The organism is Acidovorax sp. HDW3 (assembly GCF_011303755.1).
Lineage (GTDB): Bacteria > Pseudomonadota > Gammaproteobacteria > Burkholderiales > Burkholderiaceae_C > Paenacidovorax.
In genome coordinates this window covers 2,455,763-2,471,065 of sequence record NZ_CP049885.1, presented here as the reverse complement: position 1 = coordinate 2,471,065, position 15,303 = coordinate 2,455,763, and the positions used below count along the sequence as shown (strand labels likewise).

The 15,303-nt window shown below is 66.8% G+C and carries 15 protein-coding genes and 1 riboswitch; of the genes, 6 read left to right on the top strand and 9 right to left on the bottom strand.

The window, feature by feature from the left end; genetic code table 11:
• Positions 1-3: 3 nt before the first annotated feature.
• The 4 genes from G7045_RS11345 (at position 4) to lpxC (ending at position 4,604) form a co-directional block, all read left to right on the top strand.
• Positions 4-867, top strand: coding sequence for a cell division protein FtsQ/DivIB (locus G7045_RS11345; RefSeq protein ID WP_166159739.1), 864 nt, complete (start codon positions 4-6; stop codon positions 865-867).
• 22 nt (positions 868-889) lie between these two features.
• Positions 890-2,119 (top strand): cell division protein FtsA, encoded by a 1,230-nt coding sequence (gene ftsA, locus G7045_RS11340; RefSeq protein ID WP_166159738.1) that lies wholly within the window; start codon positions 890-892, stop codon positions 2,117-2,119.
• A 177-nt stretch (positions 2,120-2,296) separates the two neighbouring features.
• Positions 2,297-3,547, top strand: coding sequence for a cell division protein FtsZ (ftsZ, locus tag G7045_RS11335; RefSeq protein WP_166159737.1), 1,251 nt, complete (start codon positions 2,297-2,299; stop codon positions 3,545-3,547).
• 133 nt (positions 3,548-3,680) lie between these two features.
• Complete coding sequence (gene lpxC / locus G7045_RS11330; protein WP_166159736.1) at positions 3,681-4,604, top strand: UDP-3-O-acyl-N-acetylglucosamine deacetylase; 924 nt, start codon at positions 3,681-3,683, stop codon at positions 4,602-4,604.
• 184 nt (positions 4,605-4,788) lie between these two features.
• Here the strand turns inward: lpxC and G7045_RS11325 are convergent, their stop codons facing one another.
• The 3 genes from G7045_RS11325 to G7045_RS11315 form a co-directional block, all read right to left on the bottom strand.
• Positions 4,789-5,094: an RNA-binding protein gene (locus G7045_RS11325; RefSeq protein ID WP_166159735.1), complete on the bottom strand. Its 306-nt coding sequence runs from the start codon at positions 5,092-5,094 to the stop codon at positions 4,789-4,791.
• A 66-nt stretch (positions 5,095-5,160) separates the two neighbouring features.
• Positions 5,161-5,427, bottom strand: coding sequence for a translation initiation factor IF-1 (gene infA / locus G7045_RS11320; protein WP_166159734.1), 267 nt, complete (start codon positions 5,425-5,427; stop codon positions 5,161-5,163).
• Between the two features lie 22 nt (positions 5,428-5,449).
• The gene (locus G7045_RS11315) at positions 5,450-5,668 is read right to left on the bottom strand and encodes a hypothetical protein (RefSeq protein WP_166159733.1); all 219 of its coding nucleotides are present in this window, start codon (positions 5,666-5,668) and stop codon (positions 5,450-5,452) included.
• A gap of 346 nt (positions 5,669-6,014) precedes the next feature.
• Positions 6,015-6,134, top strand: a riboswitch (TPP riboswitch).
• Between the two features lie 90 nt (positions 6,135-6,224).
• Here G7045_RS11315 and thiC point away from each other — a divergent pair.
• Entirely contained in the window at positions 6,225-8,105 is a 1,881-nt protein-coding gene (gene thiC, locus G7045_RS11310) for a phosphomethylpyrimidine synthase ThiC (protein WP_166159732.1), read from the top strand.
• A gap of 84 nt (positions 8,106-8,189) precedes the next feature.
• Here the strand turns inward: thiC and G7045_RS11305 are convergent, their stop codons facing one another.
• Together G7045_RS11305 and G7045_RS11300 are read right to left on the bottom strand one after the other, a co-directional pair.
• Positions 8,190-9,782: a methyl-accepting chemotaxis protein gene (locus G7045_RS11305; protein ID WP_166159731.1), complete on the bottom strand. Its 1,593-nt coding sequence runs from the start codon at positions 9,780-9,782 to the stop codon at positions 8,190-8,192.
• A 77-nt stretch (positions 9,783-9,859) separates the two neighbouring features.
• Positions 9,860-10,276 carry a hypothetical protein gene (locus tag G7045_RS11300; RefSeq protein ID WP_166159730.1) on the bottom strand — a complete coding sequence of 139 codons (417 nt, stop codon included), beginning with the start codon at positions 10,274-10,276 and terminating at the stop codon, positions 9,860-9,862.
• Positions 10,277-10,393: 117 nt separating this feature from the next.
• Between G7045_RS11300 and G7045_RS11295 the strand changes: the two genes are divergently transcribed.
• A complete protein-coding gene (locus G7045_RS11295) occupies positions 10,394-11,980 on the top strand; it encodes a methyl-accepting chemotaxis protein (protein WP_166159729.1) in 1,587 nt (528 codons plus the stop codon).
• Here the strand turns inward: G7045_RS11295 and ruvC are convergent.
• From ruvC to G7045_RS11275, 4 genes are all read right to left on the bottom strand, one after another.
• Positions 11,974-12,534 carry a crossover junction endodeoxyribonuclease RuvC gene (gene ruvC, locus G7045_RS11290; RefSeq protein WP_166159728.1) on the bottom strand — a complete coding sequence of 187 codons (561 nt, stop codon included), beginning with the start codon at positions 12,532-12,534 and terminating at the stop codon, positions 11,974-11,976. The genes G7045_RS11295 and ruvC overlap by 7 nt on opposite strands.
• A 345-nt stretch (positions 12,535-12,879) precedes the next feature.
• Positions 12,880-13,587 carry a monofunctional biosynthetic peptidoglycan transglycosylase gene (mtgA, locus tag G7045_RS11285; protein WP_166159727.1) on the bottom strand — a complete coding sequence of 236 codons (708 nt, stop codon included), beginning with the start codon at positions 13,585-13,587 and terminating at the stop codon, positions 12,880-12,882.
• Positions 13,584-14,414 carry a shikimate dehydrogenase gene (gene aroE / locus G7045_RS11280; RefSeq protein WP_166159726.1) on the bottom strand — a complete coding sequence of 277 codons (831 nt, stop codon included), beginning with the start codon at positions 14,412-14,414 and terminating at the stop codon, positions 13,584-13,586. Before aroE ends, mtgA begins: the two co-directional genes overlap by 4 nt.
• 12 nt (positions 14,415-14,426) lie before the next feature.
• Positions 14,427-15,302: an energy transducer TonB gene (locus G7045_RS11275; RefSeq protein ID WP_166159725.1), complete on the bottom strand. Its 876-nt coding sequence runs from the start codon at positions 15,300-15,302 to the stop codon at positions 14,427-14,429.
• Position 15,303: the final 1 nt, after the last annotated feature.

The following is a 15,303-nucleotide window of genomic DNA, read 5'->3' as shown; positions in this document are numbered from 1 at the left end:
GCCATGCAACAAACGCTGCCCCTGCCGCTGGACGTCAAGCTCATGAACTGGACCGCTTCGGTTCTGTTCCTGGGCTGCGCCCTGTTGGCGCTGGCAGCGGGCGTGCACTGGCTGCTGTCGCGGCCTGTGTTTGCCATCCAGCGCATCGTGGTGCAGGGCGATCTGATGCACAACAGCCCGGCCACGCTGCGCCCGCTGGTGCAGCCGAGTCTGGTGGGCAACTTTTTTACCGTCGATCTCGATGCCCTGCGCGCAGCGTTTGAGCAGGCGCCCTGGGTGCGCTACGCCCAGGTGCGGCGCGAGTTCCCCGGCACCTTGCGCATCGAGCTGCACGAGCAAGAGGCGATTGCCCTGTGGGGGCCGCCGTCGCAGGCGCAGCTGCTCAACAGCGATGGCGAGATTTTTGACGCCGAGGCCGACGACGAGGAGCAGGAGCACCTGCCGCGCCTGCAGGGCCCGCAAGGCCAGGCCGACGAAGTGCTGGCCATGTACCGCCAGCTCGCGCCGCAGCTGGCGCCGCTCGATATGCAGCTGCAGGAGCTGGCGCTGTCCGGGCGCGGCAGCTGGCAGGCCGAACTCTCCAACGGTGCGCGCCTGGAACTCGGCGGCGGCGAGCGCGCCGAGGTGCTGGCGCGCGTGCGCCGCCTGGTGCGCACGCTGGCGCAGGTGACGGCGCAGTACCAGCGCAGCCCGCAGGCGCTCGAAGGCGCCGACCTGCGCCACAGCGACGGCTACGCCCTGCGCCTGCGCGGCGTCACCACCATTACCGCCGAGCAGGCTGCGCGCGCCGTGGCCAAGCTCGGCCAGACGGCGGCGCACAAGCCGGCTGCGGCCAAGGCGCCGGCGTACAAGAGCGGACAACATTAAGACAAGAGGGCAGACAAGACCTATGGCAAGAGAATTCAAGGATGTGGTCGTCGGACTCGACATTGGCACCGCCAAGGTCATGGCCGTGGTTGCCGAAGTGCTGCCCAGCGGCGAGTTGAAACTCGCCGGCCTGGGCGTGGCGCCTTCCAATGGTTTGAAGCGCGGCGTGGTGGTCAACATTGACGCCACGGTGCAGAGCATCCAGCAGGCGCTCAAGGAGGCCGAGCTGATGGCCGACTGCAAGATTCAGCGCGTCTATACCGGCATCACCGGCAGCCACATCCGGGGCCAGAATTCGCGCGGCATGGTGGCCATCAAGGACAAGGAAGTCACGGCCACCGACGTCGCGCGCGTGGTCGAGACGGCCAAGGCGGTGAACATCTCCAGCGACCAGCGCCTGCTGCTGGTCGAGCCGCAGGAGTTCGTCATCGACGGCCAGGACGTGAAGGAGCCCATCGGCATGAGCGGCATCCGCCTGGAGGCCAACGTGCACATCGTCACCGGCGCGCAAAGCGCGGCCGAGAACATCATCAAGTGCGTGCGCCGCTGCGGCCTGGAGGTCGAGCAGCTCATGCTCAACCCGCTCGCCAGCAGCCACGCCGTGCTCACCGACGACGAGCGCGAGCTGGGCGTGGCGGTGGTCGATATCGGCGCCGGCACGACGGACGTGGCCATCTTCACCGGCGGCGCCATCCGCCACACGGCCGTCATTCCGGCGGCGGGCGACCTCATCACCAGCGACATTGCCATGGCGCTGCGCACGCCGACCAAGGACGCCGAGGACATCAAGGTCGAGAACGGCTACGCCAAGCAGCTGCTGGCCGACCCCGAGGTGCAGGTCGAGGTGCCGGGCCTGGGCGACCGGGGGCCGCGCCTCTTGAGCCGCCAGGTGCTCGCCGGCGTGATCGAGCCGCGCGTGGAAGAAATTTTCTCCCTGGTGCACCGCGCCATCCGCGATTCGGGCTACGAGGAGGTGCTGTCCTCGGGCATCGTGCTCACCGGCGGCAGCGCCGTCATGCCTGGCATGGTCGAGCTGGCCGAAGACATTTTCTTGAAGCCCGTGCGCCGGGGCGTACCCAAATATGCAAGCGCGCTGGCCGATATGGTCGCCCAGCCGCGCGCAGCCACCGTCATGGGGCAGCTCGAAGAGGCACGCCTGGCGCGCCTGCGCGGCTTCAAGGTGGCGGCCCAGGGCGGTTCCATGAAAACCGTGCTGGGCCGGTTCAAAGATTTCATTGTGGGGACGTTCTGACCATGCCCCTGCACCGTATCTGGTTCGTTCGCGCCGGTCCCAGGCGCCGTGCACGCGGCACCGGGGTGAGTACCGGGCCGCCGTTTTGGTCCCAAAGTGGGTTGAAAGCGGGTTGGTGTCGTTTATCCTTTTCCCTATAGACAACAGTATTTTTTAGAGTAGTTCAGGAGCATCCACATGAGCATCGAAATGATCGAGTCCGAAGAGTTCAACCAAGGTACGCAGATCAAGGTGATCGGTGTCGGCGGCGGCGGCGGCAACGCTGTCGAGCACATGATCGTGCGCTCGGTACAGGGCGTGGAATTTGTTTGCGCCAACACGGATGCGCAGGCGCTCGCGCGCAGCACGGCGCACCGCCACATCCAGCTCGGCGGCACCGGCCTGGGTGCAGGCAGCAAGCCCGACAAGGCGCGCGAAGCGGCCGAGAGTGCCGAGGCCGATATCCGCCAGGCCATTCAGGGCGCGCACATGCTGTTCATCACCGCTGGCATGGGCGGCGGCACCGGCACCGGCGCCGCACCCGTGATTGCGCGCATCGCCAAGGAAATGGGCATCCTCACCGTGGGCGTGGTCACCAAGCCCTTCGAGTGGGAAGGCAGCCGCCGCATGAAGAACGCCGACGACGGCCTGGCCGAGCTCGAGGCCAACGTCGATTCGCTCATCGTGGTGCTCAACGAAAAGCTGATCGAGGTGCTGGGCAACGACATCACCCAGGAAGAAGCCTTCGCCCAGGCCAACGACGTGCTGAAAAACGCCGTCGGCGGCATTGCCGAAATCATCAACGACTACGGCCTGGTGAACGTGGACTTTGAAGACGTGCGCACGGTGATGGGCGAGCCTGGCCGCGCCATGATGGGCACGGCCACCGCCAGCGGCCCGGACCGCGCGCGCATCGCCGCCGAGCAGGCCATTGCCTGCCCGCTGCTCGAAGGCATTGACCTCTCGGGCGCCAAGGGCGTGCTGGTGCTGGTCACGGCGGCCCGGGGCGCGCTGAAGATGGCCGAGTCCGGCCAGGCGATGAGCACCGTCAACGCCTACGCCGCGCCCGATGCGCACGTGATCTACGGCGCCGCCTACGACGACAGCCTGGGCGACGAGATCCGCGTCACCGTCGTCGCCACCGGCTTGCAGCGCCCGAACGTGCGCCGCCAGTCCATGCAGGTGGTGCAGGGCGCGCTGCGCACCGGCACCGACAACGTTGCCTACGCCATGCCCATGGGCGGCGGTTCTGCCCCCACCATGGGCAGCGCCAGCGGCATTACCGGCACCATCACGGGTGGCGCAGCCGGTAGCGATTACGCCGGGATGCAAGTGCCCAGCGTGTGGCGCAACAACCGCAACCAGGCAGCCGCCAAGGTGGATGCCCTGGCGTCCGGCGGCATGGACGATCTGGAAATTCCCGCTTTCCTGCGCAAGCAGGCGGACTGAGTTTCGGACTTTCGTCACGCAAAAGCCGCCGGTCATGCCGGCGGCTTTTATTTTTTAATGTTGATTTATTGCATGGCGGCGATAGCGACGCCGCCATGCCAGCCCAAGGTGGGCCGACTAAAATTTCCCCCCTATGCTCCAGCAACGCACGATCAAGACCTTGACCCGCGCCGTCGGCGTGGGCCTGCACAGCGGCCAGCGCGTGGAACTCACGCTGCGCCCGGCCCAGCCCGATACCGGCATCGTCTTTCGGCGCGTGGATTTGCCCGAGCCGGTGGATATCCCGATCAGTGCCGACGCCGTGGTCGATACGCGCATGGCTTCGACCATTGGCGTGGGCAGCGCCAAGGTGCACACCGTCGAGCACATCATGTCGGCCTGCGCCGGCCTGGGGCTGGACAACCTCTACATCGACATCACCGCCGAAGAGGTGCCGATCCTCGATGGTTCGTCGGCATCGTTCGTCTTCTTGCTGCAAAGCGCCGGCGTGCAGCTGCAAAAAGCGCCCAAGCGTTTCATCCGCGTGACGCAGCCGGTGGAGGTGCGCGAAGGCGCCGGGGCGCAGCTCAAGTGGGCGCGCCTGGAGCCGTACCACGGCTTCAAGCTGCGCTTCGAGATCGATTTTGCGCACCCGGCGGTGGATTCCACTGGCCAGTGCGTGGAGTTTGACCTGGGCGCCGGCAACTACGCGCGCGACATCGCCCGTGCCCGCACCTTTGGCTTTACGCGCGACGTCGAAATGCTGCGCACCCACGGCCTGGCGCTGGGCGGCGGGCTCGATAACGCCATCGTCATGGACGACTACAAGGTGCTCAACGCCGACGGCCTGCGCTACGACGATGAGTTCGCCAAGCACAAAATCCTCGACGCCATGGGCGACCTGTACCTCATCGGCAAGCCGCTGCTGGCCGCCTACAGCGCCTTTCGCAGCGGCCACGCCATGAACAACCAGCTGCTGCGCGCCCTGCTGGCCCAGCCCCAGGCCTGGGAGGTGGTGAGCTTTGCCGACGAGCGCCAGGCCCCGCAGGGGCTGGCGCAGCCAGTGCGCGCCTGGTGAAGCGGGGCGTTCTGGAAGGGGGCTATGTTCCTATTGATTCGGCCCTGTGAAGTTTGAACCGCTCGCCCTGAGCTTGTCGAAGGGCTTTGACCCTTCGTCAAGCTCAGGACAGGCCCAGCTCAGCCCGAACGGGATTTGAGACCTCACCGAGCCGGATCAATAGTCGCTCCCCTTCGGGCTGGGGTCAATAACGCTGGTTGCGGTAGCCGCCCCGATCACCGCCGCCAAAGTTCTGGCGCGGCTCCATCGGGCGGGCAATGTTGACGGTCAAGCTGCGGCCGTCCACAGACTTACCATTCGTGCCATCAATGGCGGCCTTGGCCTGTGCTTCGTTGTCCATTTCGACAAAACCAAAGCCTTTGGAGCGACCCGTATCGCGGTCCATCATGACCTTGGCGCTGGTGACTGTGCCGAATTCGGAAAAGAGTCCGATCAAGGTTTCATTGTTGACAGAGTAGGCCAGATTGCCGACATACAGTTTGTTGTTCATGGGTGTACTTTCAGTAAGAAAAGCCTGCAAGCAAGAAGCTGGCAGGCAAGGGGGTAAAAAGGGCGGTTAACGCCGGCGCGGCTGGGCAGGCCGGGGGGCGCCACCAGCGCGTTGTTCAATGTGCCGGAATGTCAGGCGGCCTTTGTTCAGGTCGTAGGGCGACATCTCCAGGGTGACGCGGTCGCCAGCGAGCACTTTGATGCGGTGTTTGCGCATTTTCCCGCCGGTGTAGGCGATGAGCTGGTGCCCGTTTTCAAGCGTCACACGGTAACGGGAATCGGGCAGGACTTCATCGACCTTCCCCTGCATTTCAATGAGTTCTTCTTTGGCCACGAGGCTCCTTGGTTGTGGCGCATCAGCCCAGCTGATTGGACAGCACCAGGCTGCGTCCTTCAGTCAGGGCATATTGCGCGGCTTGGGCCGCGCAGGAAAAGCGCGGGATAAAACGAAAAATACGGTCGTATACACCCCGGCGGATGGAGACCGAGGCAATGAAAAAGCCCTGTTCAGTGGACTTTGCGAGAGGCGTGACGACATAGTCGCCGACGCGCTCGGTGTGTGATGTGGAAAACATGAATAGAGATGACGCACGCGCTGGGCACCGGCCATCTGGAAAGGAGCAAGAACCCCGCAGCAATAGGCTGAGGGAGAATGAAATTCGGTGGGGGCGATGTGCGAATTTCCGGGAAAGCACGCCGGTGTGCGAGCCGATGCACTGGGTGTGTCTGTGTCTGCGGCTGCGAGCAATACGGGGGAGATGGCGTATTGATGTGTGGACACTGCAAAGGCGGGCAATAAAGCAGTGAACCTGCGGAGTATCCTGTATTTTTCCTGAAATTTCAAGGGGCATCAAAATAATGCGCTGTATTTTGGGGATGCAACATGCCCGGCGCATGGGAGGGGACTTGTGCCTATACTCTGCGCCTGCTCCGGGGTGCACGAAGAACGGGTTTCAGGCGTGCTGAGATGGTGGGCCCACCCACCGAAACCGCGAACTTGATCTGGGTCGTACCAGCGTAAGAAGAGCTGCAGTCGGGGACAGGTGCGCGCGTGGGCTTTACCAGGGCCGCGTGGCGCGACCCCCGGCAATTGCGGAGCATTCCACCCCCGTGTTTTGAGGAATGCCCGCCATGAACGCCCCCGACAGCTTCGCCACCTTGCTCGCCCGCACGCGCGAGTCCTTCCCCGCCTCCACCAAGAACTTCATCACCGGCAGCCGCGCCGACCTGCGCGTGCCGGTGCGCGACATTCAGCTGACCAATGGCGAGGTGGTGAGCGTGTACGACACCTCCGGCCCCTACACCGACCCTGCCGCCACCATCGACGTGAAAAAGGGCCTGGCCAGCGTGCGCGGCGCCTGGATTGCCGAGCGTGGCGACACCGAAAGCTACGAGGGCCGCAAGCCTGTCGCCCTGGACGACGGCAGCAAGAGCGAAGACGCTGCCCGCCTGGCCCAGCTGCGCCTGGAGGCCGCTGCCCTGCAGCGCGCGCCGCTGCGCGCCAAGTCTGGCCGCAACGTGACGCAGATGCACTACGCACGCCAAGGCATCATCACCCCCGAGATGGAATACGTGGCCCTGCGCGAGAACGGCAAGCGCGAGTGGATGGCGCAGTACATGCAGGATGCCGCGCGCGAAAAGCGCCTGGCTGGCAACCCGCTGGGTGCCATGATTCCCAAAATCATCACCCCCGAATTCGTGCGCGATGAAGTCGCCCGGGGCCGCGCCATCATCCCGGCCAACATCAACCACCCCGAGGTCGAGCCCATGGCCATCGGGCGCAACTTCCTGGTCAAAATCAACGCCAACATCGGCAACTCCGCCGTCACCTCCAGCATCGAGGAAGAAGTGGAAAAGCTGGTCTGGGCCATCCGCTGGGGTGCGGACAACGTCATGGATCTGTCCACCGGCAAGAACATCCACACCACGCGCGACTGGATCGTGCGCAACTCGCCCGTGCCGATTGGCACCGTGCCCATCTACCAGGCGCTGGAAAAGGTCGGCGGCATTGCCGAAGATTTGACCTGGGAAATCTTCCGCGACACGCTGATCGAGCAGGCCGAGCAGGGCGTGGACTACTTCACCATCCACGCTGGCGTGCGCCTGGCCTACATCCACCTCACCGCCGCACGGCGCACGGGCATCGTCTCGCGCGGCGGCTCCATCATGGCCAAGTGGTGCATGGCGCACCACAAGGAAAGCTTCCTCTACACGCACTTTGAGGACATCTGCGACATCATGAAGGCGTACGACGTGGCCTTCAGCCTGGGCGACGGCCTGCGCCCCGGCTGCGCCTCCGACGCCAACGACGAAGCCCAGTTTGCCGAGCTGCACACCCTGGGCGAGCTGACGCAAATCGCCTGGAAGCACGACGTGCAGACCATGATCGAAGGCCCCGGCCACGTGCCCATGCACATGATCCAGGCCAACATGACCGAGCAGCTCAAGACCTGCCACGAGGCGCCGTTCTACACCCTGGGCCCGCTGACCATCGACATCGCCCCCGGCTACGACCACATCGCCAGCGCCATTGGCGCCGCCATGATCGGCTGGATGGGCACGGCCATGCTGTGCTACGTCACGCCCAAGGAGCACCTGGGCCTGCCCGACCGCGATGATGTGAAGCAAGGGATCATTGCCTACAAGATCGCCGCGCACGCGGCCGACGTGGCCAAGGGGCACCCGGGCGCACGGGCGCGCGACGATGCGCTCAGCCAGGCGCGTTTTGACTTCCGCTGGCAAGACCAGTTCAACCTCGGCCTGGACCCCGAAACGGCGCAGGAATACCACGACGAGACGCTGCCCAAGGACGCGGCCAAGGTGGCGCACTTCTGCAGCATGTGCGGCCCCAAGTTCTGCTCGATGAAGATCACGCAGGAGGTGCGCGACTTTGCCGCCGCCAAGGGCGTGGCCGAAGGCGCAGCGCTGGCCGAGGGCATGGCGCAGAAGGCGCAGGAATTCAACCGCGCGGGCGGTGAGTTCTACATTCCCATCCACGCCGACAAAGCATAAAAATGTGAGCGCCTGACGCTTGCTGGACAAGGGGTTGAAAGGGTTTTCCCTTTCAACCCCTTTGTTTTTGAGCGCTAGCAGCTCTCAAATAGATAGCGCCAGGGGCGCTGCCTCGGGCAGGATGAAGCGGCTGACCAGGGCGCTGAGTTCGTCCGCCTGGCCGCGCAGCTGCGCCGTGGCACCCACGGATTGTTCGGCCAGGGCGGCGTTTTTCTGCGTCATATGGTCGAGCTGATTGAGCGCCTGGCCGATGGCGCTGATGTCGCTGCGCTGCGCTTGGCTGTGGGCGCGGATGTCGTGCATGGCGCGCGCCGTGTGCGCGATGGCGTCGGCCACCTGCGCCATGCGTGCGTCGGCTGCCTGCGTCAGAGCGCTGCTGTGGGTGATCTGCTGCTGCGCCTGCTCGATCAGCGCCTTGATCTCACGCGCCGCCTCGGCGGAACGACCGGCGAGCTGGCGCACCTCGCCGGCGACGACGCCAAAGCCGCGCCCGAACTCGCCGGCGTGGGCGGCCTCGATGGCGGCGTTGAGCGCGAGCAAATTGGTCTGGAAAGCCAGGGCGTCGATCACGCCCGTAATGGCGCCGATGCGCGCTGCGCTGCCCTCGAGCGCCGCCATGCTCTGCCCCACCTGCGCCACCACCTGCTGGCCATGCTGCGCCTGGGCGGCGGCGTGCACGGCCTGGCTCTCGGTGCGCTCGGCGGTGTGGGCCGACTGCTGCACCGCCTGCTGCACCTGCGCCAGTGCGGCGGCGGTTTGCTGCAGGCTGGCGGCGGCCTGGTCGGTGCGCAGCGCCAGATCGACGTTGCCGCTGGCCATCTCACCCGTGGCCTGGTGCAGGCCGTGCACGCTGGCTCGCACCTGCTGCGCCAGGCGGCGCAGGGCCTCTTGCATGGTGGCCAGGGCGGTGAGCATGTGGCCGGTCTCGTCGCGCCCGTGGCCGGCAATGTTGCGGCGCAGATCCAGGGCGGCGACGCGATCGGCCGTGGCGCGCGCCAGGGCAATCGGGCGCGTGATGCTGCGCACCAGCCACAGCACCAGCGCCAATCCCAACACCAGCGCCAGCGTGCCAAACAGCAGCAGCGCCTGGCGTGCGCGGGCGCTCCACTGCGCCACCTGCTGCGCATCGGCGTCGATCGCCTGGCGCTGCGCCGTGCCCAGCGCCGCCAGGGCCGCCTGCTGGGCCTGTGCGGCGGGCAGGAATTCTTGCGTGTAGACGGCGTGGATGCGCGCCGTCAGGCCAAAGCTGCGCGCCTGCAAGAGCGCCTGGCGCGCGGTGTCAAAAGTTTGGGCGCTGGCGTGCACCTGCGCCAGCAGGGCTTGCTCGGCACGGCCTTGCAGCTGCTGTGCCAGTGGCGCCAGCAGGGCGGCGTATTGCTGCTCGGTGGCGGCAATGTCGGCGCCCAGGGCGTCGCCCACTTCAGGTTCGGAGCTGAGCGCCACGGCCTTGTAACGCTCGGTGTTGAGCGCCTGCAGGCGCTGGGCGTCGGCCAGCAGGCGCTCTTGTGCGAGCTGGTGCGTGACGATGTCGTCGGTGGCCTGGCCGATGCGCGCGAGCGCCCACAGCCCCATGCCCGAACCGGCCAGGCCGAGTGTGAGCAGCAGAAAAAAAAGTGCCAGCAGGCGTCGGCCCAAAGTACCAATCGACGGGGCAGAGGGGAAGGAGGATGTGGCCATATGCAACAGAAAGACAGTGACCCGGATGGGCTGGCTGCCGACTGTGCCTGGCAAATGTGACAATATGTTCTAAAGCCTCAAATTGTTGCCGGCCCGTTGCGGGCGTGCAGTTGCGGGCTTTGCGCGAACAGCCAGCCGGTGGCATCGAGGATGTCGAGCAGGTGCTGGCCGTCTTGCTGGTAGTGAACCTCGGTGCCTGTTGGCGCCTGCAGCGTGGGCAGCAGCTGGCGCAGCAGCAACAGGGCGCTGGCCTGGGTGTTGGCGCTGATATCGACGCGCAGCCAAGCCAGGCGCCGACCGTTGGCGCTGACCTCGCCCAGCGATGCGCCCCAGCCCAGTACCTCGCCCAGGCCCTGGGTGCGCAGTGCTTGGTCGATGGTGTTTTCGCGCTGGTGCAGTGGATCGTGCCCATGCCGTTCCACGGGCAGGCGCAGGTAGATAAAGCACTGCGGTGTGCTTGGGTGGGCGTAGCGGGGGTCGGGGGTGAAGTCCATGGTGTGCTTGTACACCAGGTGGCGCGTGCGGGCTTTTCCTCTGTACCGGCAGGCGGTGGCGGGCCTACAGTCGGCGCCCATACCGCTCACGAGGCGGTGGCCAAGGAAGGTGCTGTGATGGAAATATGGGGTCGGATTTCGATGCGTATGCGGTTGTACTTCGCCACCGGGTTCGCGCTGGTGCTGCTGGCGTTGGTCGGGGCTTTGGGCTACGGCGCACTGGACAACACCCGCAGCGTGCTGCGCGATTTGTTTGCGCACCAGGTGGGGGCGCTGACCGACATGGCCGAGGTGCGCCTGGGCCTGGGGCAGCTGCGGCTGGCGGAGAAGTCGCTGATGATCAACAGCAGCAACGCCGTCGAGGTGCAGACGCAGCAGGAGCTCTGGAACACGCAGCTGCAGCAGCTGCGCCAGCGCCTGCAGCGGCTGCAGGCGCTGCCCGGGAAGGATGCGGCCTGGCCAGCGGCCATGGCCAAGGTGCAGGAGGGGCTGCAGGCGTACGAGGCCGGGTTGTCGCCGATTTTTGCCCGGGTCGCCAGCACCGAGCTCGACACCGTCGTCGCCGCTGCCTACGCTGAGCAGTTCCAGGGCCAGGTGCAGGAGGTCGATGCGCAATTGGCGCAACTGGCCGCAGAGGCACGCACGCGCATGGAGGCGGCGCAGGCGGCGCTGGAGCAGCGCACCGCACTCATGGCGGTGCTGATGGCGGCGGCCGTGGTGCTGGCGCTGCTCGTGCTGCTGCCGCTGACGCTGTCGAGCGTGCGGGCGCTGACGCGCTCGCTGGCGCAGGCGCGTGCACTGGCCGAGCGCATTGCCGCTGGCGACCTGACGCAGGATGCCGTGGCCCAGGCAGGCGATGAACTCGGCCAGCTGATTGCCGCCATGGGCCGGATGCAGCAGGCGCTGCGCGAGCTGGTGGGCCAGGTGCAACAGGCGGCGGGCAACATCTCCACCGCCAGCGCCGAGATCGCTGGCGGCAACCAGGATCTGAGCCTGCGCACCGAGCAGGCGGCAAGCAATTTGCAGCAGACGGCGGCATCGATGGCGCAGCTGACGGCGAGCGTGCAGCAAAGCGCCGAGGCTGCGCACACTGCCAGCGGTTTTTCCGGCGCTGCCGCCGGCGTTGCCGAGCGCGGCGGCGCCGTGGTGCAGCAGGTGGTGCAGACCATGGGCACGATTTCCGAAAGCTCGCGGCGGATCGGCGACATCACCGGCGTGATCGACTCCATCGCCTTCCAGACCAACATCCTGGCGCTGAACGCGGCGGTCGAGGCCGCGCGCGCTGGCGAGCAGGGGCGGGGGTTTGCCGTCGTCGCCGCCGAGGTGCGGCAGCTGGCACAGCGCAGCGCCGAGGCGGCGCGTGAAATCAAGGGCCTGATCCAGACCTCGGTGCAGCGCGTCGATGGCGGCGCCCGCCTGGTGGGTGAAGCGGGCACCACCATGGCCGAGATCGTCGCCGGCGTGCAGCAGGTGACGGGGGTGGTCACCGAGATCAGCACCATGGCGGCCGAGCAGGCACAGAGCATCGGCCAGGTCGGCGCGGCGGTGCAGCAGCTCGACCAGATGACGCAGCAAAACGCCGCCCTGGTGGAGCAATCGGCGGCCGCCGCGCAGTCGCTGCGCGACCAGGCCGTGGTGCTGGAACAGTCGATCCGGCGCTTTCGGCTCGCCGACGGTGTGCGCGCACCGGCGCGCCTTCAGTAGCTGCGCCCGCCCTTGTACATGGCGTGCTGGCGCCGCTGCAGCGGCGTGGCCTCACCCAGGCGCGCCAGGGCGGCGCCCGCGTGGGCGTGCGTAATGGCCAGGCCCAGGGCGTCGGCCGCGTCCGGGCCGGGCAGGCCGGGCAGCTGCAGCAGGCGGCGCACCATCTCCTGCACCTGGGCCTTGGCGGCGCGGCCATGGCCGACCATGGCTTTTTTCATCTGCAGCGCGGTGTATTCGGCCACCGGCAGGCCGGCGTGCACCAGGGCGGTGAGCGCGGCGCCGCGCGCCTGGCCCAGCAGCAGGGTCGATTGCGGGTTGACGTTGACGAACACGATCTCCACCGCTGCCGCCTCGGGCTGGTAGCGCTCTGCCACCTCGCTGATGCCGTCGAACAAAATTTTCAGCCGCCCCGGCAAATCCCCCAGCGCCACGCCGCTGCCGGCGCCGGTGGTGCGAATGGTGCCGCTGGCGACGTAGGCCAGCTGCGGGCCGTGCGCGTCCACTACGCCAAAGCCGGTGGTCTGCAGGCCGGGGTCGATACCGAGAATTCTCATTGCTATAAAAATAAGAGCTATTCACGCTTGCTGGACAAGCGTTGTAGCCAAAAAATGTCGTTGAATCCGGAATCCATGGCGCAAACCGCTGGTGCCCGTTTTCGCTGGGGCGATGGCCATGATTGTGCTCGGGTGCCACCACCCATCGCCCGCAGCAGCATGGGGCAGTGGTCGGCAGCCTGACCACTGCACGGTCAGAAAATGGCGGGACTTGACAACTCAATTGCATCACCTGATTGCCAGCCCAACAGCTGGAAGCGGACATCCAAGAATATGGGTTGGCTGGCCGAATCTGGACAACCGCCGAGTCTGCGACATCGTCCACTCTCGCTTCTGCTGCGTGAATCAAGGCAGTTGCGCACTGGCCATCCGCCCCTGAATGGCGCGGGCACGCGTTGTCAGGTAGGCCGACTGCGGTGTTTTCTCAAAGCGCTTGGGCGCGGGCAGCATCACGGCCAGGCGGGCGGCTTCAGCGGCGGTGAGGGTGCTGGCGCTTTTGCCAAAGTAGTGGCGCGCGGCGGCTTCGGCGCCGAACACGCCTTCGCCCCATTCGACGCTGTTGAGGTACAGCTCCAGGATGCGGCGCTTGCTCAGCAGCCGCTCCAGCGCCAGGGTCAGCAGCAGTTCCTGGCCCTTGCGTGCCATGCTGCGCTCGCCCGAGAGCAGCAGGTTTTTGGCCAGCTGTTGGCTGATGGTGGAGCCGCCGCGCAGCTTGGGCGGGTGGCGCGCGTCGGCGCGGGCGGCGGCGCGGGCGTTGCGGGCGCGGGCTTTTTCGATGGCGTCCCATTGCACGCCGTCGTGCTCGACGAAGCCATCGTCCTCGGCGGCGACGACGGCGCGCTTGAGGTGCACGGAAATTTCACCATACGGGCGCCACTGCTGTGCCCAGGGGATGCGGCCCTGGCTGCGCCAGAGGGCGAAGGCTTCGGAGCGCTGAAAGCTGGTCGATGCCGGGTCTATCCAGGCCATGGCCGCCAGACGCAGGACGAAGAACAGCTGCAGCCCGATGGCGGCCAGCAGCAGCAGCGCCAGCCAGCGCCCCAGGGCCTTCATAGCAGGGCGCGCAGCTCGGCGAGCACCTGCGCCGTCGGCGGGCGCAGGCCGCGCCAGAGGGCGAAGGCTTCGGCCGCCTGCTCGACCAACATGCCCAGGCCGTCGCGCCCCTGGGCGCCGTGCTGCGCCGCCCAGGCCAGAAAGCCTTGCGCGGCAGTGCCGTACATCATGTCGTAGGCCAGGCTGCCCGGGCGCAGCACCTGCGCCGGCACGGGCACGTCGGCGCCGGCCAGGCTGCTGGCGCTGGCGTTGATGATGAGGTCAAAATTCTGCTCTAGCGCTTGTATATCAACCGCCAGTAGCTCTACTTTTTGTAGCGCGGCGAGGGCGCTGTGGGCTTGCACCAGGGCCTGGGCGCGCGCCAGGGTGCGGTTGACCACGACCAGGCGCCGGGGCCGGCGTTCGAGCAGTGGCGCCAGCGCGCCCGCAGCGGCGCCACCGGCGCCGATGAGCAGCACATCGCGCCCGGCCAGGGGCAGGCCGGCGCCGTGCTCGATGTCGGCCACCAGGCCCAGGCCGTCGGTGTTGTCGGCGTGGATGGCGCCGTCCTGAAAGCTCAGGGTGTTGGCGGCGCCGGCGAGCTGCACGCGCGCGCTGCAGCTATCGGCCAGTTGCGCCGCTTCGAGCTTGAAGGGCACGGTGACGTTGCAGCCGCGCCCGCCGCTGGCGGCAAAGGCGCGCACGGCGCTGGCAAAGCCGTCCAGCGGCACGAGCTGCGCCTCGTACTGCAGCGCCTGGCCGGTGAGGGCGGCAAAGCGGCGGTGAATCCAGGGCGAGCGGCTGTGGGCGATGGGGTGGCCCATCACGCAGTACGGGTCTAGGGGCATGGCGCTGGTGGCTTAGGGCTTGGCGCTGGCGGTGCCGGCGCTGGCCTGCAGGGTTTGGTCGCGGGTGAACTTGAAGCGCGAGACGACGGCGATCTGGTCGGCGCGGCGGCGCATTTCAGCGTTGAAGTGCCCAAACGGGCCGCTGGCGCGGGCGATGGCCTCGGCGCGCCGGTCGAGCTGGGGGTTGCCCGAGCCTTGGACGACCTCGGTGCCGAGTATCTTGCCGTCGTGATTGACGGTGACGATCATGATCAGCTCGCCGTAGAGCTTCTTGCCGCCTTGCTCGGGGAAGTTTTCGGTGCCCTTGTCCTCGATCTTGCGGCGCAGCGCGTCGTAGTAGACGGCGTAGGCTTCCTCGCGCGTGGCTGGGCTGATGTAGCGCTTTTTCGGGCGCGCGTTTTCTTCGTTGATGCGTTTTTCGATCTCGGCCAGGAGCTTGAGCAGCTGGCGCCGCTTGGCTTCCTGCGCCGCCTGCTCGCTGCGCTCGCTCGGTTGTGGCTGCTGCTCGGGCTTGGGCAGGCGCGCCACCTGCTCGCGCAGCTGCGCCAGCAGCAGGGTTTGTTCCTCGTGCATGGCGTCGAGCTGGCGCTGGGTTTCCTCGAAGTCTTCGCCCACGGTGGTGAGTGCTGAGTAGGGCAGGGGGCTGCTGGCGCGGCCCTTGTCGGCGTCGCCGCCGCCGGCGAGGTTGGTTTGCGCAATCGCCTGCGCCTTGTCGGGCGCTTCGGTGGATTTGGCGTTGACGAGGATGACTTCGAGTGGCGTGTCCTCGAACACGCGGTTGAAGCCCTCGGGATCGACGAAGCGCACCGTCAGCAGCGCAGCGTGCACCAGCACGGAAAAGCCCAGCGCCAGTTGCAGGGTGGAGAAGCGAAGCAGGAAGGCGGGCATG